Annotated in this window: 16 protein-coding genes; 5 read left to right on the forward strand and 11 right to left on the reverse strand. The window is 60.8% G+C overall.

What is annotated here, in order from left to right; all coding sequences use genetic code 11:
* Positions 1-19: 19 nt before the first annotated feature.
* The 7 genes from ABLE85_RS19530 to ABLE85_RS19560 form a co-directional block, all read right to left on the reverse strand.
* Positions 20-769 (reverse strand): electron transfer flavoprotein subunit beta/FixA family protein, encoded by a 750-nt coding sequence (locus ABLE85_RS19530; protein WP_348794375.1) that lies wholly within the window; start codon positions 767-769, stop codon positions 20-22.
* Positions 770-916: 147 nt separating this feature from the next.
* The gene (gene aldA, locus ABLE85_RS19535; RefSeq protein ID WP_348794376.1) at positions 917-2,365 is read right to left on the reverse strand and encodes an aldehyde dehydrogenase; all 1,449 of its coding nucleotides are present in this window, start codon (positions 2,363-2,365) and stop codon (positions 917-919) included.
* A 266-nt stretch (positions 2,366-2,631) separates the two neighbouring features.
* Positions 2,632-3,417, reverse strand: a complete 786-nt coding sequence (locus ABLE85_RS19540) for an ABC transporter permease (protein ID WP_348794377.1) — start codon at positions 3,415-3,417, stop codon at positions 2,632-2,634.
* The gene (locus tag ABLE85_RS19545; RefSeq protein WP_348794378.1) at positions 3,414-4,235 is read right to left on the reverse strand and encodes an ABC transporter permease; all 822 of its coding nucleotides are present in this window, start codon (positions 4,233-4,235) and stop codon (positions 3,414-3,416) included. Before ABLE85_RS19545 ends, ABLE85_RS19540 begins: the two co-directional genes overlap by 4 nt.
* Before the next feature lie 11 nt (positions 4,236-4,246).
* The gene (locus ABLE85_RS19550; RefSeq protein WP_348794379.1) at positions 4,247-5,377 is read right to left on the reverse strand and encodes an ABC transporter substrate-binding protein; all 1,131 of its coding nucleotides are present in this window, start codon (positions 5,375-5,377) and stop codon (positions 4,247-4,249) included.
* A gap of 8 nt (positions 5,378-5,385) precedes the next feature.
* Positions 5,386-6,552, reverse strand: coding sequence for an ABC transporter ATP-binding protein (locus ABLE85_RS19555; protein WP_348794380.1), 1,167 nt, complete (start codon positions 6,550-6,552; stop codon positions 5,386-5,388).
* Between the two features lie 47 nt (positions 6,553-6,599).
* Complete coding sequence (locus tag ABLE85_RS19560) at positions 6,600-8,558, reverse strand: FAD-dependent oxidoreductase (protein WP_348794381.1); 1,959 nt, start codon at positions 8,556-8,558, stop codon at positions 6,600-6,602.
* Between the two features lie 134 nt (positions 8,559-8,692).
* Here ABLE85_RS19560 and ABLE85_RS19565 point away from each other — a divergent pair, with 134 nt between their 5' ends.
* The 5 genes from ABLE85_RS19565 to ABLE85_RS19585 all read left to right on the forward strand — a co-directional run bounded on the left by ABLE85_RS19565 (position 8,693) and on the right by ABLE85_RS19585 (position 15,162).
* Complete coding sequence (locus ABLE85_RS19565; RefSeq protein WP_348794382.1) at positions 8,693-9,883, forward strand: NAD(P)/FAD-dependent oxidoreductase; 1,191 nt, start codon at positions 8,693-8,695, stop codon at positions 9,881-9,883.
* On the forward strand, positions 9,880-10,542 hold the full coding sequence (locus tag ABLE85_RS19570; protein ID WP_348794383.1) for a GntR family transcriptional regulator: 663 nt from the start codon (positions 9,880-9,882) through the stop codon (positions 10,540-10,542). Before ABLE85_RS19565 ends, ABLE85_RS19570 begins: the two co-directional genes overlap by 4 nt.
* Positions 10,543-10,604: 62 nt before the next feature.
* Positions 10,605-12,032 (forward strand): aldehyde dehydrogenase family protein, encoded by a 1,428-nt coding sequence (locus ABLE85_RS19575; protein WP_348794384.1) that lies wholly within the window; start codon positions 10,605-10,607, stop codon positions 12,030-12,032.
* 59 nt (positions 12,033-12,091) lie between these two features.
* Positions 12,092-13,699 carry a 5-guanidino-2-oxopentanoate decarboxylase gene (locus ABLE85_RS19580; RefSeq protein ID WP_348794385.1) on the forward strand — a complete coding sequence of 536 codons (1,608 nt, stop codon included), beginning with the start codon at positions 12,092-12,094 and terminating at the stop codon, positions 13,697-13,699.
* A gap of 302 nt (positions 13,700-14,001) precedes the next feature.
* On the forward strand, positions 14,002-15,162 hold the full coding sequence (locus tag ABLE85_RS19585) for an alpha-hydroxy acid oxidase (RefSeq protein WP_348794386.1): 1,161 nt from the start codon (positions 14,002-14,004) through the stop codon (positions 15,160-15,162).
* Between the two features lie 480 nt (positions 15,163-15,642).
* On the opposite strand, the gene glcF is transcribed toward ABLE85_RS19585, so the two are convergent.
* From glcF to ABLE85_RS19605, 4 genes are all read right to left on the reverse strand, one after another.
* Positions 15,643-17,010 (reverse strand): glycolate oxidase subunit GlcF, encoded by a 1,368-nt coding sequence (gene glcF, locus ABLE85_RS19590; protein WP_348794387.1) that lies wholly within the window; start codon positions 17,008-17,010, stop codon positions 15,643-15,645.
* A gap of 126 nt (positions 17,011-17,136) precedes the next feature.
* Positions 17,137-17,676: a flavin reductase family protein gene (locus ABLE85_RS19595; RefSeq protein WP_348794388.1), complete on the reverse strand. Its 540-nt coding sequence runs from the start codon at positions 17,674-17,676 to the stop codon at positions 17,137-17,139.
* Positions 17,677-17,813: 137 nt separating this feature from the next.
* Complete coding sequence (locus ABLE85_RS19600) at positions 17,814-18,572, reverse strand: IclR family transcriptional regulator (RefSeq protein ID WP_348794389.1); 759 nt, start codon at positions 18,570-18,572, stop codon at positions 17,814-17,816.
* 56 nt (positions 18,573-18,628) lie between these two features.
* Positions 18,629-19,822 carry an LLM class flavin-dependent oxidoreductase gene (locus ABLE85_RS19605; RefSeq protein ID WP_348794390.1) on the reverse strand — a complete coding sequence of 398 codons (1,194 nt, stop codon included), beginning with the start codon at positions 19,820-19,822 and terminating at the stop codon, positions 18,629-18,631.
* Positions 19,823-19,920 lie beyond the last annotated feature (98 nt).

Here is a 19,920-nt window from a genome sequence, read left to right on the forward strand (position 1 = left end):
CTATGTCCTTTCCGCTCGCTTACAACACGCCGGCTTCGTTGCGCAGTTTCTCGACCAGCTCGGCGACCGAGCCGACCTTGATACCTGCCTTGCGGGTGCCGGGGTCTTCGGTTTTCAGCACCTTCAGGCGGGGAGCGAAATCGGCCGTGAAATCTGCCGGGGTCTTTTCTTCAAGCGGCTTCTTCTTAGCCTTCATGATATTGGGAAGCGTCGCATAACGCGGCTCATTCAGCCGCAGATCTGCGGTCACGATGGCAGGCAACTTCAGTTGCAGCGTCTGGAGGCCGCCATCGACTTCGCGGGTCACATTGACGAGTTTGCCGTCGAGTTCGACTTTGGAGGCAAAGGTCCCCTGTGCCCAACCCAACAAGGCCGCAAGCATCTGGCCGGTCTGGTTCGCATCATCGTCGATGGCCTGTTTGCCAAGAATGACAAGACCAGGGGCTTCGGCCGCGACCACGCCCTTCAGAACCTTTCCAACTGCCAGAGGCTCTACGGCCTCATCAGTCGCGACCAGGATGGCACGATCAGCGCCCATCGCCAGAGCTGTCCGAAGGGTCTCTTGCGCAGCCTGCGGACCGATGGTGACCACGACGATTTCATCAACCTTGCCCGCTTCCTTCAGACGGATCGCCTCTTCGACGGCGATTTCGTCGAAGGGGTTCATCGACATCTTCACATTGGCAAGCTCGACACCCGAGCCATCTGCTTTGACACGAACCTTAACATTCGCGTCCACAACCCGTTTGACTGGGACAAGAACCTTCATTCTACCCTCTATGATTGGAAGCACCCCTTGGCCCCTCGGTCCGGCAAGGTCCGGCGGCATTGGGTTGGTTTGCTGTTCGATGCGCCGTGTTACCGGCGCACCTTAAGGATTGAGCGATCGGGAGTTGAATGCATTCGCAGCCGGCGATCAGTTCGGGCTGAGATAGATCGTTTTCTTGCGCATATAGGTTTCAAAGCCGTAGCGCCCATCATCGCCGCCAATGCCGCTTAGACGGTATCCGGTGTGATAGCCGTTGATCGCTTCCGGGCCGACGCGGTTGACGTAAACCTCGCCGAACTCCAGCTCATTCATCGCGCGCATGACGTTCTGGTAGCTCCGCGTAAAGAGATAGGCCGAAAGCCCATAGTCGGAATCATTGGCCTGCTTGAGCGCATCGTCGAAATCCGAGAAGGATAGAAGGCTAGCCACGGGACCGAACACTTCTTGGCGCACGATATCCATCGACGGCGTGAGGTTGGTGAGAACGGTAGGCTGGAACCAATAGCCACGCTCAAATTCGGCGCCCTCCATCCTGGAACCGCCGGTAAGCACCTCGGCCCCCTGCTCTACCGCGCGGGCGACCATCATCTCGACTTTCTCAAGCTCGGGCCGGCTCACCTTCGGGCCGACATCCGGATCGTTACGGGGATCACCGACGCGCAAAGACTGTACGCGGGCCAGAAACTTCTCTTTGAATTGCTCGAAGATCGAGTGATGTACGTAGGTCCGCTCGTTCGAGGTGCAGACCTGACCGCAATTGCGGAAGCGGGCAAAGACCGCGCGTTCAACGGCATAGTCCAAATCGGCATCGTCGCAGACGATAAACGGGGCCTTGCCGCCAAGTTCCAGCGAAACCTGGCTGATATGATCGGCGGCGCGGCGCATTACTTCGCGCCCTGCCCGCACACTGCCCGTCAGCGTTATGAGGTTTGTCTTGCTGCTGCCAACCAATGCTTCACCAAGCTCAAGGCCGGTGCCGGTCACTACGTTGAGAACGCCGCGCGGCAGGCCGACTTCCTCGAAAAGGGCCGCCAGCCGCAGTGCCGAAAGCGGAGTGACTTCATGGGGCTTGATGACGACCGTGTTTCCGGCAACCAGCGCCGGAGCAAGTTTCCGCGCAGTCACCGTCAAAGGATAGTTCCACGGGATCAGCCCCACGACCACGCCGTAAGGCACACGCAGCATCAGGATATGCTCGCCCGCATTGTCCGAGGCGACCGTATCGCCTTCGATACGGCGCGCCCATTGCGCGTGATACTCCAGTTGCACCGCGGCCCCGGCCACTTCTCCGCGCGCCTGGGTCAGGGGCTTGCCCTGTTCGGCCATGATGGTCTCGGCAAAGCTCTCGCTGCGTTCGCGAAGCAGGGTGGCCACCTTCTGCACGTAAGCAGCGCGCTCGACGGCCGGGGTCCGTGCCCAGGCCTTGGCAGCCTCCGAGGCGGCATCCAGCGCGCGTTCTGCCTCGGCGCGGCCGCCGGCGGGAACGGTCGCGATGATTTCGCAATTTGCCGGGTTCTCGACCGGAATAACGCTATCCGGCTTCGCCACACACCATTCGCCGGCGATAAAATGACCGGTGTTCATTTCACGTCCCATAACAGGTTCCTTTCATTGCCGCATGCCGGGTTTCCCGGAGGTGTCGCCGCCTGTCCGCAATGGGGTGCTGTCGTCGCACCCCGGTTGTGGACATCAAACTTTTCGCCTTCCCGGAAAGGCACGAATTGGGCGTCACGATGCAGCCGCCGCTCATCTGGCGCTCGATGGCCAGACCGGAAGAGAATTCTGCGGAAAAGTGTCGTGACACCAGGGAGTTGCCACGTGGCGTGGCGTCGGACCTAGTGCTTCCTTCAGGGGTTAGCTAGTCATGCCTCACGCCCTTTGACGAGACGCATGACCAGCAGCAAGAACAGGCTGAAAAGGATCAGGATCGTCGCAACTGCAGCAATCGAGGGGCTGATATTCTCGCGAATGCCGTCCCACATACGCCGCGGCAAGGTGAAGATACCGCGGCTTGTGATGAAAAGGGTGACGACCAATTCATCCCATGAAGTGATGAAGGCAAACACCGATCCAGCCAACACTCCCGAGCGGATATTGGGAAGGACAACCTGGAAATGCGTCCTTGCCCATCCCGCGCCAAGATTGCGGGCGGCCATCGCGATGCTGGGGTCAAGCCGCGACAGAGCCGCCGAAACCGTGATGAACACGTAAGGCACGCTGAGGATCGCATGGGCCAGGATGGTTCCCGCCCAGCTGTCGAATAGGCCCAGCCATACCCAGCTGCGGTAAAGCGCCAGCGCCGAAACGACGGGCGGAACCATCAGTGGCAGCAGCGCAAGGACACGCACCGCCGTGGCAGCCGCAGTGCTCAGCTTCGAGGCCCCGATCGCAGCGGAGGTTCCCACGGCTGCCGCAACTATGGTCGAGCAAAGTGCGATGATCACGCTCTGCCCCATGGAGCGATACCAGTCCGGGTCCAGAAAGAGCTGATGATAGTGACGCAGGGACAAGCCACCTTCCGGGAAGGAAAGGTAGCTTGTCGGCGTCAGTGAAACCGGCACCACCACGAAGATGGGGGCAATCAGGAACAGGAGGGAGCACCAGGCTATGATGTTGAATGGGATGGAATAGCGAGAGCGTATCGTCATGCGGAGAAGATCCGGCGAAGGTCGACGGCGCGGGCCGCGAGCGCGATTGTCACGAGCACTGTCAGCATCAGCAGCATGGCAAGAACCGAGCCAATGCCCCAGCGGGAGATGAGAAGGATCTGCGTGCTGATATATTCACCGATCATCACCACACGCCCGCCGCCGAGAATGATCGGCGTCACGTAGAAGCCAAGCGCGAGCACAAGGACGAGTACAGTGCCGGCAAAGACCCCAGGCAAAGTCAGAGGTAAGTAGACCTTAAGGAAGGTATACACCGGTCCGGCACCCAGTCCGCGCGACGCCATCATCAGCCGCTCATCGATACCCGCCATGCCTGCAAGAATGGTCAGTGCCGCATAGGGCACCATGTAATGCGCCATGCCGATAATGACGCCTATTTCACTGTGCATCATGGCAAGCGGGCTGAAGCCCAACGCTTGTATCGCCGAATTGACCGGCCCGTTGTCACCCAGGATCATCAGCCACGCGAAGGTCCGGATAAGAACCGAAGTCCAGAGCGGCACCACGATGAAGAGCATCATCAGGCGCTGCGAACCTTGCGATGCATTGTTGTAAGCATAGGCCAGAATGTAGCCGATCACGATACTGATGATCGTGGTCAGAAGGCAGATTCTCAAAGTGGTAAGCGCCACCTTCCCGATCGCTACATTCTGTAGCACCTTTTGGTAGTTGCCGAGCCCCAGTTGGGGCTCGGTAACGCTGATTGTCAAAACCCCGAAAAGCGGGACCAGATAGACGACCCCCAGAAGAATGATAATGGGGACGACAAGTGCTGCGTAGCGGGGTTGATCATTCATTGCTGAGGTCCTTAGCCAGCAATCAAGTCGGTATAGGCCGCCAATGCGTCGTCGTAATTTTCCGACCACCATTGCGCATCCATCAGGACCTGAAGCTTCCAGTTCTCCGGATCGGTCGGATTAAGCCGCCGCAGATCATTTGGAACCTGGCCGTTGGCTTCCGTCGTGACCGGGCCCGCCGCATTCACCGCCAGCAGACCGATCTGCTTATCGACGTCCTGCATCGAGGCGATGAAGGGCCAGACCAGATCGCCAGCCGGATTGTCCTTGGGAACGCTCCAGGTGTCGCCATAGGCCACGGCTTCGTTCCAGTGGAAGGTAATGCGGCCCTCGGTCTCCTTCTCCAGGGCGAAGGCTCGGCTGCTCCAGATACAGGCCATCGAGACATCGCCGTTGCGCAGAAGTTGTTGGCTTTCGGCGCCGGAATCCCAATACACTAGGTGATCCTTGATCTGTTCGATCTTGGCCAAGGCGCGCGGAATATCGATGGGGTAGACTTGCTCCTTGGACACGCCATCCGCCAGTAGCGCAGCGTCAAGTGCGCCGGTGAGCCACTTGTAGAGCGCGCGCTTGCCGGGGAACCTTTCAACATCCCAGAAATCAGCCCAGGTCTGCGGCGGGCCATCGGGGAACTTCGACTTGTCGTAAGCGATGACATAGGACATGACGTAGGCAGCGACGCCATGATCAAACGAGGTACCTGGAACGGTATCGCGGTTGACGATCGAGTAGTCGATGGGCCGCAGATAGCCTTCCTTTCCAAGCTTGATCGCCGAGAAATTGTCGATATCCATCACATCCCAGATGACATTGCCGGCATCGACCATCGCCTTGATACGGCCTTCCAGCGGGCTGGTGTCGACATGGATCGGGATGCCCGTCTTCTCGGTATAGGGAAGTGCAAAGACCTGTTCCTGAGCTTTGCCCGAATCCCCACCCCAATTCGACAGAATGATTTCCCGTGCTTCGGCCCAGCCTTTCCGGCCGGTCAGCCCAAGAAGCGTTGGGGCAATACCAGCCACCGCACAGCTTTTGATAAAATTGCGGCGGGTTAGCTCGTTGCGCAGCATCTTGCTGGCAACGCCCAGTTGCTGGGCCTTTAACGTCTGAAACCTAGTCGGTCGCATTTCTTCCTCCCTCATGCGATTTGCTAATCTTTTACGACCCGCCAGACAGCGCTGGCGTTGCACCGGACCCAGACCTGATCGCCCTGGGAGGGTGCTCTTGGAACTTCTGAGGTGCGCCGGCGTGAAATGATCACGCCCGCATCCGTCGCGATCTGAACGCGGTAGTCCGCCCCGACGAACGTCACATCCGTGACACTCCCCTCGAGCAGGAGATCGCCGTTTTCTTGGGCCGGTTCGACAAATTCGAACGCGACATGCTCGGGCCGGATGCTCAGGCAGGCCTCGCCTATCCCCGTCTCCGCGCCGTCCGCCACGAATTGACGACCGGACAGAGTGATCACGCTCCGCTCGCCTTCCATGGCGACGACCGACGCGTTCAGAATGTTGCTTTCGCCCAGAAAGTTCGCGACGAAACTGGTGCGCGGGCGAGCATAGATGACCGCCGGTTCACCAACCTGGACGATGCGACCGTCCCGCATAACGACGACGCGGTCCGACATCGACATCGCCTCTTCCTGGTCATGCGTGACGCATATGAACGTCGACCCTAGCCGGCGGTGCAGCGCTTTCAACTCATCCTGCAGGCTGGCGCGAAGCTGCCGGTCCAATGCGCCTAGGGGCTCGTCCAGCAACAGGACCTTCGGATCAAAGACCATGGAACGCGCAAGCGCGACCCGCTGCTGTTGGCCTCCCGAAAGCGCCTTGGGCATGCGATTGGCATAAGCATCCATATGGGTCAGCTTCAGCGCGGCCAGCACCTTCTCCCGCACTACCTCTTTGGGCAACTTGCGCAGGCGCAGCGGGAAAGCCACGTTGTCAAACACACTCAGATGCGGGAACAAGGCATAGCCTTGAAACACCATGCCGAAGTTGCGCTTCTCAGGCGGCAAGGCGGCGACATTCGCGCCTGCCATCACCATCTCACCCGATGTCGGCGCGACAAAGCCGGCGATCATCATAAGAAGAGTCGTCTTGCCCGACCCCGAAGGGCCAAGCAATGTCAGGAACTCTCCTTCTTGGATATCCAGGCTGATATCATTGACCGCGTAAACGCTTGCATATTGCTTGACGACGTTACGCACGCCAAGGAGTACTGGCTTCTGACCGTTCAGGCCGGCGGCGCCTGCTGCTTTTCCAGAGCCAAAGTTATGATCTGCTTGCATAATCTCTCGCATTGCTGTGGCCGCCATCGAAGAACGCCCCTCCCCAGACGCGGTGGCTGTTGCCATCACCCCTGCTAAATCCCCGCAGCGATGCGCAGACCATCGTAGATCGCCTCTTCCGCGGTACGCGGGGACAGGCAATCGCCGATGACATGAACCTGAGCAGGATAGCCCTCCAGCGCAGTCGCCAGATCACTGACCGAGCGGTGGCCCGTGCACAGGACCAGAGCGTCAACCTCATCCAAGACGATCGGCTCGTCGTTCACCGTGTCTTGCAGGTAAACCGTTGAATCGTCATGGCCATAGAGACGGGCATAAGGGATGACATTCACGCCAAGCTTGCGCAGTTCGGCATTGGACTGGTCGCGGACATAGACCGGGATGGTTTCGCCCGGGATCGTGCCATTGACCGCCAGATGAACCCGGCTGCCGTTGCGGGCGAAGTTCACGGCCATGCCAATGCCAATCCAGTCACAGCGCCAATCGGCCACAACGATCGACCCGCCAACATTCGCCTTGCCCGTGAGAACGTCCCAGGCATCGACGACCTTGAGGTCGCCACCAGCCTCCATCGGCGGATAATACGGCAGCGCTCCGGTGGCCAGAATGATGGTATCCGGCGCGAAATCTTCGACTACGGCGCGATCGACCGGGCTATTGCGTCGAATCTCGACCCCGGCCAGCTCAAGCTCGCGCTCAAGATTGGTGACAAGGCCGCCGAACTCCATCCGGTCGGGCAGAAGCTGGGCCAGCAGCGCCTGACCGCCCAGACGACCGGACGCCTCGAACAGGGTTACGTCATGACCACGCCCGGCAGCCACGACAGCCGCCTTCATACCGGCCGGCCCGCCTCCGACGACCATCACCCGTTTGCGCTGCTCTGCCGCAGGCATCTTGCCAAAGACAAGCTCGCGGCCGGTGACCGGATGCTGGATACAAGAAATCGGCGCACCCTTGTGGAAGTGACCGATGCAGGCCTGATTACAGCCGATGCAGGCCCGCACATCATCAAGCCGCTGCTCGATAACCTTGTTGGGCATTTCCGGATCGCAGATCAGCGCGCGCGTCATGCCGCAAACATCCGCCTGCCCCGCCGCAATGATGGCATTGGCATCCTGCGGCTGGTTGATGCGGCCCGTCACGAAGACCGGGATCGACACCTGCTTCTTCACCCTTTCCGAGAAAGGGGCGAGATAGCCGTTCGAGATGGACATCGGAGGAACGATATGCACAGCACCGCCGCTGGAGGCTGAGGTCCCCGAGACGACATGCACATAATCGATCTCCCCTTCCAGGGCCTTGATCGATTCAAGCGCCTCATCGGAGGTGATGCCCTGCTGGTCACGCTCGCCGCCCGAGATCCGTAGACCGACGACGAATCCTTCGCGTGTCTTGGCCCGCACATCAGCCAGCACTTCGCGCGTGAAGCGCAACCTGTTTTCCAGGCTGCCGCCATACATGTCCGTCCTGATATTTACGCGCGGGCTCATGAACTGTGCGGGAAGGTAGCCGTGGCTGGCCACGATCTCGACGCCATCCAGACCAGCATCCTGCAGGCGGCGCGCCGCATCCCCAAAACAGGACACGATCTCGCGGATCATCGCCTGCGACAGCGGGCGCGGCATCACATGGTAGCGCTCATTGGGCACTTCAGAGGGCGCATAGGCCACGGCAAGCAACCCACCCTGGGCTTCGGTGATCTCGCGACCGGGATGAAAGAGTTGCCCGAAAATCGTGGTGCCATGGGCATGCACGGCCTCTGCCAACCGCTTGTAGCCCGGTATGCAATCATCGCGCGATGCCATCAGGATGTGATTCGTGTAGCGGGCAGTCTCATGAACCCCAGCCACCTGCACGATGATCAAGCCCGCACCGCCGCGGGCCCGAGCCTCCTGATAGGCAATCAATGCGTCATTCACCAAAGCCTCAGTCGGAAGTGTCGTGTCATGGCCGGTGGACATGATGCGGTTTTTCAGCAGGGCGCCACCAATGGCAAGTGGCTCCAACAACGCGCCACAGCTACTCAACCCCATGCTCATATCCTCCCCCTTCGCACTTGAAAGCCTTTGATGCGGCAGTGCTACAAAATTGTCGACAAGTTTGTCAATGATCTTGTCGACTATCTTTCGGTTGTGTAGAAGCCACCCTGCAGCGAGGTGGTTTGCGTATGGAATGGAATACGAACAGCGAAGAGCGGGTCGACACCGTGGTGATTGGCGCAGGGGTCGTGGGCCTTGCCGTTGCTCGCGCGCTTTCACTGTCCGGACGTGAAGTCATTGTTCTTGAAGCCGAGATAATGATCGGCTCCGCAACAAGTTCGCGAAATTCCGAAGTCATTCATGGGGGCATCTACTATCCGCCTAAGTCACTGAAGGGGCAGCTTTGCATAGAGGGCAAGGCCGCCCTCTATGACTATTGCCGCGAGCGCGGCATCGGCCACGCGAGGCTGGGGAAGCTATTGGTCGCCTGTGGCGAAGATCAGATTTCCAAGCTGCACCAGATCAACGAGAACGCGATCGGTGCCGGTGTATCCGATCTTGTCATGCTTTCTCGGGCGGAAACGCGCGCGCTGGAGCCTGATCTGGAATGCCATGCCGCCCTGCTTTCTCCCTCGACGGGCATCGTCGATGTGCATGAGCTGATGCTCAGCTATCAGGGCGATCTGGAGAACTCGGGCGGCATGCTCATTCTCGGTGCCACTGTCATCGCCGGCAAGGTGACGGATCGCGGCGTCTCGCTGCTGATCGATCAGGATGGTCAGTCGGTGCTGTCGTGCCGCACGGTCGTGAATTGCGCTGGCCTGTCTGCGCAACGGGTGGCCTCTTTGATCGAAGGCTATGCCACAAATGCGATCCCGCGTCAGTATCTGGCAAAGGGAAATTACTTCAAACTCGCGCCCCGCCCACCATTCAAGCATTTGGTCTATCCGATGCCATCCAACGGCGGGATGGGGGTTCACCTGACGCTCGATCTTGCCGGGCGGGCCCGCTTTGGGCCAGATGTGCAATGGGTAGAAAATATCGACTATGGTGTCGACGAAAGCCTTCTGCCGCTGTTCGAAGAGGCAATCCGCACCTATTGGCCGAGCCTGCCCTCGGGCGCGCTGACACCGGACTACAGTGGGGTCAGGCCGAAACTTCACGGCCAGGGCACCCCGGCTGCAGATTTCATGATCCAATCGGGCGCGGAACACGGCACCCCTGGGCTCATCAATCTTTTCGGCATAGAATCACCAGGTATCACCGCTTCACTTGCGATCGGAGAATATGTGTGTCGGCTGGCGAATCGTGATGATCGCCAACACCACTCAACACGGCTAGCATCCCCGTCCGAAGCTCAAGCGGAGGGACGTACATGAGCCAACAATCCAATCAGAAATCCGAAACTGAAGTAGTCGAGACGATCCACGAGGCGATCGTCTTTGGCCGGCTGCGCCCAAGGGAACGCCTTGTTGAGGAAGAACTGAGCGAACAGTTCGGCGTCAGCAGACATGTGGTCAGGGCGGCGATGTCGACACTGGAGCAACGCGGGCTGGTGACGCGCCGTCCGAACCGCGGCGTCGTGGTGCGCGATTTTTCCGTCGAAGAGGTCGATGAGCTGTATGAGTTTCGTGCCATCCTTCAGGCCGAAGCTGCCCGAAGAATTCCTCTGCCGGCCCCGCAAGAGTTGATTGAAGAACTACAGCGTATCCACGCCGAATATTCCGACTGCGTCGACCGGATGGATCTGAAACAAACGGCCGCTCTGAATAACGTCTTCCACGAGACCCTGTTCAAAGCCAGCAACAACCGCTTTCTGGCCGAAGCGATTGAAACATCCTGGACCCGGGCAACGGCAATCCGATGCTATGCCATAGGCGATCCTGTCATGCTTCAGCAATCGCGAGAAGAGCATCGCAGCATGATTGATGCGCTCATCAACCAGGATCGCGACGGCCTCGTCAAGGCCTGTGTCAGCCACATCTATCCGGCTCTTGAAGCGTATAAACGCGCGCATGGTGGATGGAACGCGCGCTAAAAAACGGCGCCGGCGCCGCTGACAGACATAAAAATTCTGACCAGAGAGGAGAATGGATCGCAATGGGGCATGAGCTTCAGTTTTATATTGATGGCGGCTGGGTCGAACCGTTTACGACGACCACGCTGGAAGTCATTGATCCCGCAACGGAAGAGGCATTCACACGGATCGCTGTCGGCACGCCCACGGATGTGGACCACGCCGTTCAGGCCGCACGACGGGCCTTCCCGGAATTTTCGCGGACCAGCCAAACCGAACGCCTTGCCCTGCTACGCCGCATTCTTGATGCCTACAACGCGCGTTACGAAGACATCGCTCAGGCCGTAAGCCGCGAGATGGGTGCCCCCATCGCTTTCGCGCGCGAGGCGCAGGCCTATGCCGGTCAGGCGCATCTGATGGCGACTATTGAGGCGCTCGAAGCCTATGAGTTCGAGCATCAGCGCGGCAGTACCCGCATCGTGCATGACGCCATTGGCGTCGTCGGCATGATCACCCCCTGGAACTGGCCACTGAATCAGATCGTTTGCAAGGTGGCCCCTGCCCTTGCTGCAGGCTGTACCATGGTTCTCAAGCCCAGCGAGATTGCACCGCTGAGCGGCATCCTCTTTGCCGAGATTCTGGACGCCGCCGGGGTTCCAAAGGGGGGTTTCAACCTTGTGAACGGCACCGGCCCGGATGTCGGGCAAGCGATTTCCTCGCATCCCGACGTAGATATGATCTCGTTTACCGGTTCAACCCGCGCGGGCGTGAATGTAGCCAAGCTCGCAGCGGATACCGTCAAGCGCGTGTCGCAGGAACTGGGGGGCAAGTCTGCCAATATCATACTGCCCGACGCCGATCTGGACAGCGCGGTCCGCACCGGCGTATCGTCCTGCTTTGCCAACAGCGGCCAGTCCTGTGATGCGCCGACGCGGATGCTTGTACCCCGCGACCGCCATGCAGAGGTGCTGCAGATTGCAAAGGCTGTAGCCGAGGAAACCATCGTCGGCGATCCGCAAGCCGCGGACTCCGCGCTAGGCCCGGTCATCAGCCGCGTTCAGTTCGACAAGATACAGCGGCTGATCGAAGCCGGCATCGCCGAAGGTGCGGAGCTGGTGGCTGGCGGCACTGGCCGTCCGGCAGGCCTCAATCGGGGCTATTTCGTCAAGCCGACCGTTTTCGGCAATGTCACGCCGGATATGACCGTGGCCCGTGAAGAAATTTTCGGTCCGGTCCTGGTGATCATGCCCTATTCCGACGAGGAAGAGGCAATCCGCATCGCCAACGACACCCCCTACGGTCTGGCAGCCTATGTGCAAAGCGCAGACCTGGATCGGGCGCGTCGTGTCGGGCGGCAGCTTCGCGCCGGGACCATCAACCTCAACTACCCAGATTGGGATCTGCACGCCCCCTTCGGCGGCTACAAGCAATCCGGAAACGGCAGAGAGTACGGCGCCTTTGGGATCGCGGAATTCCTCGAGACCAAGGGAATCGTGGGCTTCGGCCACTGATCCGTCGCAAGCGAGATGAGCTTGCCGGTCACCTACCACGCTCCAGAAAGATAATCTGAATGAAGACCTTTGGTACATACCTGGTTGAATTGCTGCGCGCCTATGATGTCGATACGGTGTTCGGCATTCCCGGAGTGCATACAATCGAACTTTACCGCGGTTTGCCCGGCAGCGGCATCCGCCACATCACCCCGCGCCATGAACAGGGCGCGGGCTTCATGGCCGATGGTTATGCACGGGCAAGCGGTAAGCCGGGTGTCTGCTTCATCATTACTGGCCCCGGGCTGACCAATGCCGCAACGGCAATGGGACAGGCTTACGCCGATTCCGTGCCTATGCTTGTGATTTCCGGCGTCAATGCGCTTGGCCATATGGATTCTGGCGAAGGCTATCTGCATGAACTGCCCGATCAGCGGCAGCTCATGAAACAGATCACCGCCTTCAGCCACACGATCCGGAAAATGGAAGAGCTGGAGCCGGTGCTGGCCCGTGCCTTCGCGGTGTTTGCCTCAGCCAGGCCGCGCCCCGTTCATATCGAAATTCCGATCGATCTGATGGCTCAGGATGCGGACCGCCTGCCCCCGGCCAAGCGTGCGGCAGCCCCCACCCGGCCTGGCCCCATTGCCTCGGCGATCAGCCAGATCGCGGATCTGGCAAAGGGCGCCAGCAAGCCGCTGATCATAGTCGGCGGCGGTGCCGCCGACGCTGCGGCACCGGTGCTTGCACTGGCCGAGGCGCTGGATGCGCCGGTTGTCATGACCGTGAACGGCCGGGGCATCCTGCCCGAAGGCCATCCGCTTGCAGTGCCCTGCACACCCAGCCTGAAGGGCTGTGCCGAATTGGTTGCGGAATCGGATGTGGTCATTGCGGCGGGCACCGAAATGGGTCCCACCGATTTCGACCCGTTCGGAACCGGTCGCCCGGGTTTCAACGGCCGTCTTGTCCGCATCGACATTGATCCCGAACAGGCAATGCGCGGCAACCGCGCCGATGTGGCGCTGATCTCAGATGCGGCCGCAGCGCTTACCGCGCTGAGCGCTGCTGTCACACCGATAGGCGAGCGCAACGGGTCGGCACGGGCTGAACGTGCGCGAAGCGAAGTCCGTCGCAATCTAGATCCCATGATGAGCGCAGGTCTGCAGGTCATGGAAGCGATACGCGAAGCCCTTCCCGATTCGGTCATCGTTGGCGATTCCACCCAACCCGCCTATGCCGGTTGTCTGGCCTACAACGCCCCGCAGCCAAGATCCTGGTTCTGCGCTTCTACCGGCTACGGCACGCTTGGCTACGCATTGCCCGCCGCGATTGGCGCGGCTCTCAGCGTTAAGGATCGCCCAGTGGTCTGCGTGATCGGCGATGGCGGGATCCAGTTCACCCTATCGGAACTGGGCTCTGCCATCGATGCCGAGACGCCGCTGATCGTTCTGCTGTGGAACAATTCCGGCTATGGCGAGATCAAGACCCATATGCGCAATCTCGGTGTCGAGCCGCAGGGCGTTGTTATCTTCACGCCGAACTTCCAGGCGCTGGCTCAGGCGTATGGCTGGAACTCGGTCGTACTTGATCATCCGCAGTCCCTGATCCAGACGCTGAAATCCGCTGCCGAAATGCGACAAAGGATTCTCATCGAGATCAATGAAGCGCAGTTCCTGCAATTGCGGGGCTGACCCGGTCCGAGTTTGCAGCCTCGCCTGCTCGTGCGGCCTGTTGGTCTAGTGCATAACCAAAAAACGGAATCGATTTCTTGGTTATGCGCAGTTTCAAAGTGTCCGTTGCGCGCCCAATTGGGCGAGCGGCGCTGTGACAGTCACGCACCCAAACACGTGATCAGGCGAGACCAGCAAATGGCTTCGACGAATTAGTCCCGCTTTCAAGCCAAGGCCCTCAAAGACACAGGCCCGATCCTTTCGGGCCGCGCAACTTCAGTTTGCGTCAAAGTTGCATGTCCTCAAGCTGTCAGGAGATCGAAATGACTGATGCACTGACGATTGCCGATTTCAAAGAACGCGCACGGCGGCGTGTGCCGAAGCTGTTCTTCGACTATGCGGATTCCGGCTCGTATACGGAAAGCACCTATCGCGCCAACGAAGATGATTTCCAAAAGATAAAGCTGCGTCAGCGCGTGCTGGTAGACATGACCAACCGCGCGCTGGAAAGCGAGATGATCGGCCAAAAGGTCGCGATGCCTGTCGCACTGTCTCCAACCGGTCTGACCGGCATGCAGCGCGCCAACGGCGAGATGCTGGCGGCAAAGGCGGCCGAGGACTTCGGCGTGCCCTTCACCCTTTCGACCATGAGCATCTGCTCGATTGAGGATGTTGCATCGGTGACGAAGAAACCGTTCTGGTTTCAGCTTTATGTGATGCAGGACCGCGACTTCGTGCTGGATCTGATTGATCGCGCCAAGGCCGCCAAGTGCTCTGCACTGATCCTGACGCTTGATCTGCAGATCCTTGGCCAGCGCCACAAAGACTTGCGAAACGGACTGACCGCCCCCCCGAAATTCACGCCAAAGCATATCTGGCAAATGGCCACGCGTCCCCTCTGGTGCCTGGAGATGCTGGGTACCCAGCGCCGCACATTTGGCAATATCTATGGCCATGCAAAGGGCGTCACCGACCTTGCGACACTGAACGCATGGGCTGATGAACAATTCGATCCACAGCTGTCCTGGAAGGACGTCGCCTGGATCAAAGAGCGTTGGGGCGGAAAGTTGATCCTCAAAGGTATCCTGGACGAAGAGGATGCGACAATGGCGCTTTCGACCGGCGCCGATGCGATCATCGTCTCAAATCATGGGGGACGCCAACTGGACGGCGCGCCCTCATCGATCAGCATGCTGCCCCGCATCATCGATGCGGTCGGTGACCAGATGGAAGTTCATCTGGACGGCGGAATTCGATCGGGCCAAGATGTGCTGAAGGCGCTCTGCTATGGCGCGAAGGGCACTTATATTGGACGTCCGTTCCTTTATGGCCTTGGTGCCGAGGGCCAGTCTGGCGTGACAAAAATTCTTGAGATCATCCGTAAAGAGCTTGATGTAACCATGGCCCTTTGTGGTGAACGGAACGTGCGAGATCTGTCCCGCCATAACATCAGCAAAGGTTTAGCTCAAGCATCTGGCAGATAGAAACGTGCGTGCGGCTTACCACCACCTCAGATCACCGACAGTCTTTAACACTTTCCGGTCATGCCCAGCAGGAATGAACTCGCATAAGCTATAAGCGGATTTCGGGAGCTGCCGACCAGGATTGGTGGAGAAGTAGAGGGCGGCTCACGACGATGTGCCGCTCGTATGTCACTGCAGCGATCCGGCGAGAGCAACCAGCGTAATGACGTCCGTTTATGGCGCGACCTCGTCCGTCGGCCTAGCCTTACGTCATGTAGTGTCTGCTTATGGGCAGTGGCAAAGTCGCCCGCTACGGCCAACATCGGGCGCGTTGCCGACTGGCAGCTTCGGGCCGCACAGCGGACGGGGGGAAAATTCTAGCACAGCTCGACCTACCGATTGGCCCTCGCATTTCGCTGAAATGGATCCAAATGCCACCGTTCGCTCCCTCATGTCCGTATCACGAGCGGTGAGTATCGGCGCAGATTCCTTACCAATACCTCACCAGAAGCCGGGGCTGCCGGGGTCGGTTGCGCCTGTGGACGACGGCTGGTTTGCTGCCTTTGCAATTGGTTCGCGCAGCGTTGTCCCGACAAGCGACGGCGGTGTCGGCCCGCCGGTCGCCCAATCGAGCAATTCGACCGTGTGCACGACAGGAATCCGGGAATGGCGCTGGATCTGGATGATGCAGCCGATGTTTCCGGTAACGACGATATCGGGGTCGGTACTGGCTATATGCCCGGCCTTCCTGGCCCCGAGCTGGGCCGCTGTGCCCGGCTGCAAAAGATTATAGGTTCCCGCCGATCCGCAGCAGAAATGCCTTTCCGGGATATCGAGTACCTCGAAGCCGGCCTCGCGTAGCAAGGCCCGCGGCTGGCGTGCCACCTTTTGGCCGTGCTGCATCGAGCAGGGGTCGTGATAGGCGACGCGATAGGCCGGCTTCTTGTCCGCTACCGCGAATCCGAGTTCGGCCAGCACCTCGCTGACATCCCTTGCCAGCGACGCGATTGTGGCCGCAGCACTGCTCAGTTCCGTGTCGCGCGCCAGCAGATGCCCGTAGTCCTTGACCGTGGTTCCGCACCCCGACGCATTGATGACGACGGCGTCTAGGCCATAAAACTCCTTTTCCCGCAGCCACGCCTCGATGTTTTGCCGGGCCAACGCACGCGCGGCATCCTCCTTGCCCATGTGGAGCGAAAGCGAGCCGCAGCATCCCGCATCGGTCGCGACGACGACGTCGCATCCGAGCCGCTGCAGGAGCCGGATGGTCGCGGCGTTGATGTTGCCGTTGAGCGCCTGCTGCGCGCAGCCGGCAAGCAGGGCGACCCGCTTCCTTGCCGGCCTTGTGCCGGCAAAGACGGCGGGGTCGAGGAACTGTCCTGCCGCACGGCTCGGCAGCATGTCGAAGAGCGGCGCGAGGCGGGCCGGCATCAGGCCGCGAAAGGGTTTTGCGGCTTGGCCGAGCGCAAGCGCGGCGCGGAACAGCCGCGGTCTCGTGAGCACAGTGGCGAGGCTTGCGCGCATTAGCCGATCGAAGAACGGGCGGCGGTGATGCCGCTCCACATGGACGCGAGCCCGGTCGATCAAATGGGCATAGTCCACCTTGGCCGCACAGGTCGACATGCAGGAAAGGCAGGAAAGGCAGCTGTCGAGATGGCGCACCGTTTCGGGCTTCGGCGCACCGCCTTGTTCGAGCATCTCGCGGATCAGGTCGATGCGGCCGCGCGGGGATTCATTCTCGTCGCGCGTCAGCACATAGGTCGGGCAGGTGTTGGTGCAGAAGCCGTAATGCACGCAAGTCTCGAGGATACCGTTTGCCTCCCCGATTTCGGGATCGCGAAGCTGCTCGGGCGTGAAGGAAGTCCGCATGTCGTCCTGCTTGTCCGTGGCGCGGCCTGTGTCGGCCTTTCAGGAATCATTACCCCGGCCAGGGGGAGCGATCTCGGCCCAGCGTGCATCGCGGCTTGTTCGAGCCTGCAAAACCGCCCTTGCGGTTCAGCGGGCTACTTGTTTTAGGTAGGTGCCGTCGCCATAGAGCAGCGGGTCGTGGTCGGGCCGCGTCATCACTTCGACGACACGTCCCAGGATCACGTCGTGCGTGCCGACGGACAGACTGCGGACAACCTCGCAAAAAACGTTCGATTGGGCGTCTTCGAGGAACGGCATCCCGTCGCGCCCCTCTCGCCATCGGCCGGACCGGAAACGACTGTCGCGGTGCCTGGAACTGGTAAAACTCCACATCAGGTCGTGATGCTCCTGATGCATCGCGTTGATACAGAAGCGGCGCGAGGCCAGGACGGCCGAATGGAGCGTGGTGTCTCGGTTAACGCAGATGAGGCAGGTCGGCGGCTGGAGCGAGACGGAGGTCACCGCGGTCGCCGCCATGCCGCGCCATTCGCCATCGGCCGTGCAGCTCGTGACCAGCGATACAATGCCGGTGAACTTTCGCATCGCAGTTCGGAAACGATCCTCCATCGAAGCCGGCAAAGCTGCGGCGTCATCGGGAGAAACCGTCTGCAAGGCGATCGGGGTCATGGTCGCTCCTCCTGCGCTGTCCCGGAACGGCCTGAAGCAACGATCAGGCCCGAGGAAAGCGTCCGTCACCTGGGCGAAAGGGTCAATCGAGGGCGCTGCGCCTGACGCAAGGCATGGCGAAATCGCCGGCAAACGCCTCAAAGCTGGCTGGCACAGCCGCGCCCCTCGCGCTGCAGCGCCTGACGGAAGAGCTGGCGGTCGCTTTCCGAGCGCTGCCTTTCGAAGCTGATGGCGATTGCCAGCTTCTCGTCGCGGTTGCGGTGCCGCAGCGGCGTTGCAAAGCAGCTGAGCTGCAGATCGAGCTCGCCTTCCTCGACATGGATGCCGTCGTGGCGCGCCGCTTCGAGCGCGGCCGACAGCTCCGCCCATCGCGTCTTCGTACGCGGCGTGAAGGCCGGAAACGGGTCCGCCGGCAACAGGGTGGGTCGCAGGACGTTCGGCACGGAGGCCAACAATGCGCGACCGGCCGCCGATGCCCACAGCGGATAGGTCGGCCCGACCTCGACATCGATCATCGCGCGCCGGCCGCCGGCGAGCCGGGCCAGCGTGACCGCCTCGTTGCCGATGAGCTGGACGAGATAGACGGTTTCGCCGCAGGTATCCGCGACGCGTGCCATGGGCGGGGCGGCCACCTGGATCAGCCGGTCGACCCAGGCGGTGGCGAGGCGAAGCGAGCGGGTGCCCAGCGTATAGTCGCGGTTCGGCAAGCGGCTCGCATAGCCATGCGCGACCAGCGTTGCCAGGAGGCGGGAGGCGGTAGCCGGGTCGACCCCGAGCTGGTCGGCCGCGTCGCGCACGCGGATTCCGGCGGGCGCCCGTCGCTGCATGATCTCCAGCAGCTCGAGGGCCCGGCCCACCGAACGTATCTCCGCGCGATCATGTAGCTCGCGCCCCATCCCGCTTCTCCCACCCGTTCCGGCCAGTCCCCTTTTGTCTGGCCGTCCGCCTATTTTCAGGCTGCGGCTTTGTCGGCGAAGCTCGGTATTACTTCTTCGCCGAACAGCCGGATCGTCTCCAGCATCCGCTTCTGCTCGGTAATTCCCCCATACATTATGAAGATCATGTATTCGACGTCCAGTTCCTCCTTCAGGCGCTGGATCTGTTCTCCGACAGCATCCGGCGTTCCCACCAGTTGGAAGCCGCTCTCGACCATCTGCTCGAAGGTCTTCGGGACGGGGCCTTCCTGGCCTTTCATGCGCAAGGCCTCGAAGAACCCGAATTCGCCCAGCCAGTGCGTCCAGAAGGCGGAACCCTGGCGTGCGGTCTCCATCGCTTCCTCATGCGTCCGGCCGACCGCCAGGTTGCGGCACAGCACGACGCCGCCGCCTGTCGAATATTCACCGAAGCGGAGCTCGCGGCCGTGCTTGGCGGCCTCGTCCATGTAGCTCTGGAAGACCCAGCGCACGATATCGAGATTGGCTGCGAGCGTGACGACCGAGCTGCCGATGCGGGCGGACCAGTTGAGCGTCTCCGGGCTCTGCGTCAGCGTGGTGAAGAGCGGCGGGTGCGGCCACTGCCTGGGCTTGGGCACGGTCGCCACCTGATGGAGCGCCCCGTTGCGCACGCCGGCCTCAAGGCGCGCGGAGATCGGATGGTTCCACTGCAGGCCGCGCGGAGGCACGTTGATGAATTCGCCCTCGAAGTCCCAGAGGTCTTCCGTCCAGGAACGCCGCATCACCTCGAACCACTCCTCGACGATCCTGCGGTTGGTGGCCTCGATCTCGGCACGGCCGGTGCCGGCGGCATTGGCATGATAGTGCTGGCCCATGACGCCGACCGAACGCGGCTGGTATCCACGGCTGAGACCGATATCGAGGCGGCCGCCGGTGAGATGATCGGCCATGGCGATATCCTCGGCCAGCCGGAGCGGGTTCCAATTTGGCAGGACGAGCCCCATCTGACCCTGCCGTAGCCGCTTCGTATGCTGGGCAAGGTAGACGTTGAGCATCAGAGGATTGGGCGTGACGTGATAGCCCTCGATTTCGAAGTGGTGCTCGGCGAACATCATCGAGGTCCAGCCGGTTTCGTCGGCGCAGATCGCCTGCTCGCGCAACTCGTCGATGGTGTTGGCATAGCGGCTGCTGTCGAGGCCCCAAAGGCCCTTGCCCAACTCGGCTTCCGACGCGACCGCGACGGGATAGAACATTCCAAATTTCACGGCGACACCTCCCTGGCGGACCGGTTCGCGCGCCCGTCGGCCGCCTCGTCGGTCCATGCCGCCCGAGTAGCGGCTGGGTTGCCGTG

This window comes from Mesorhizobium sp. KR1-2 (assembly GCF_040045035.1).
Lineage (GTDB): Bacteria > Pseudomonadota > Alphaproteobacteria > Rhizobiales > Rhizobiaceae > Pseudaminobacter.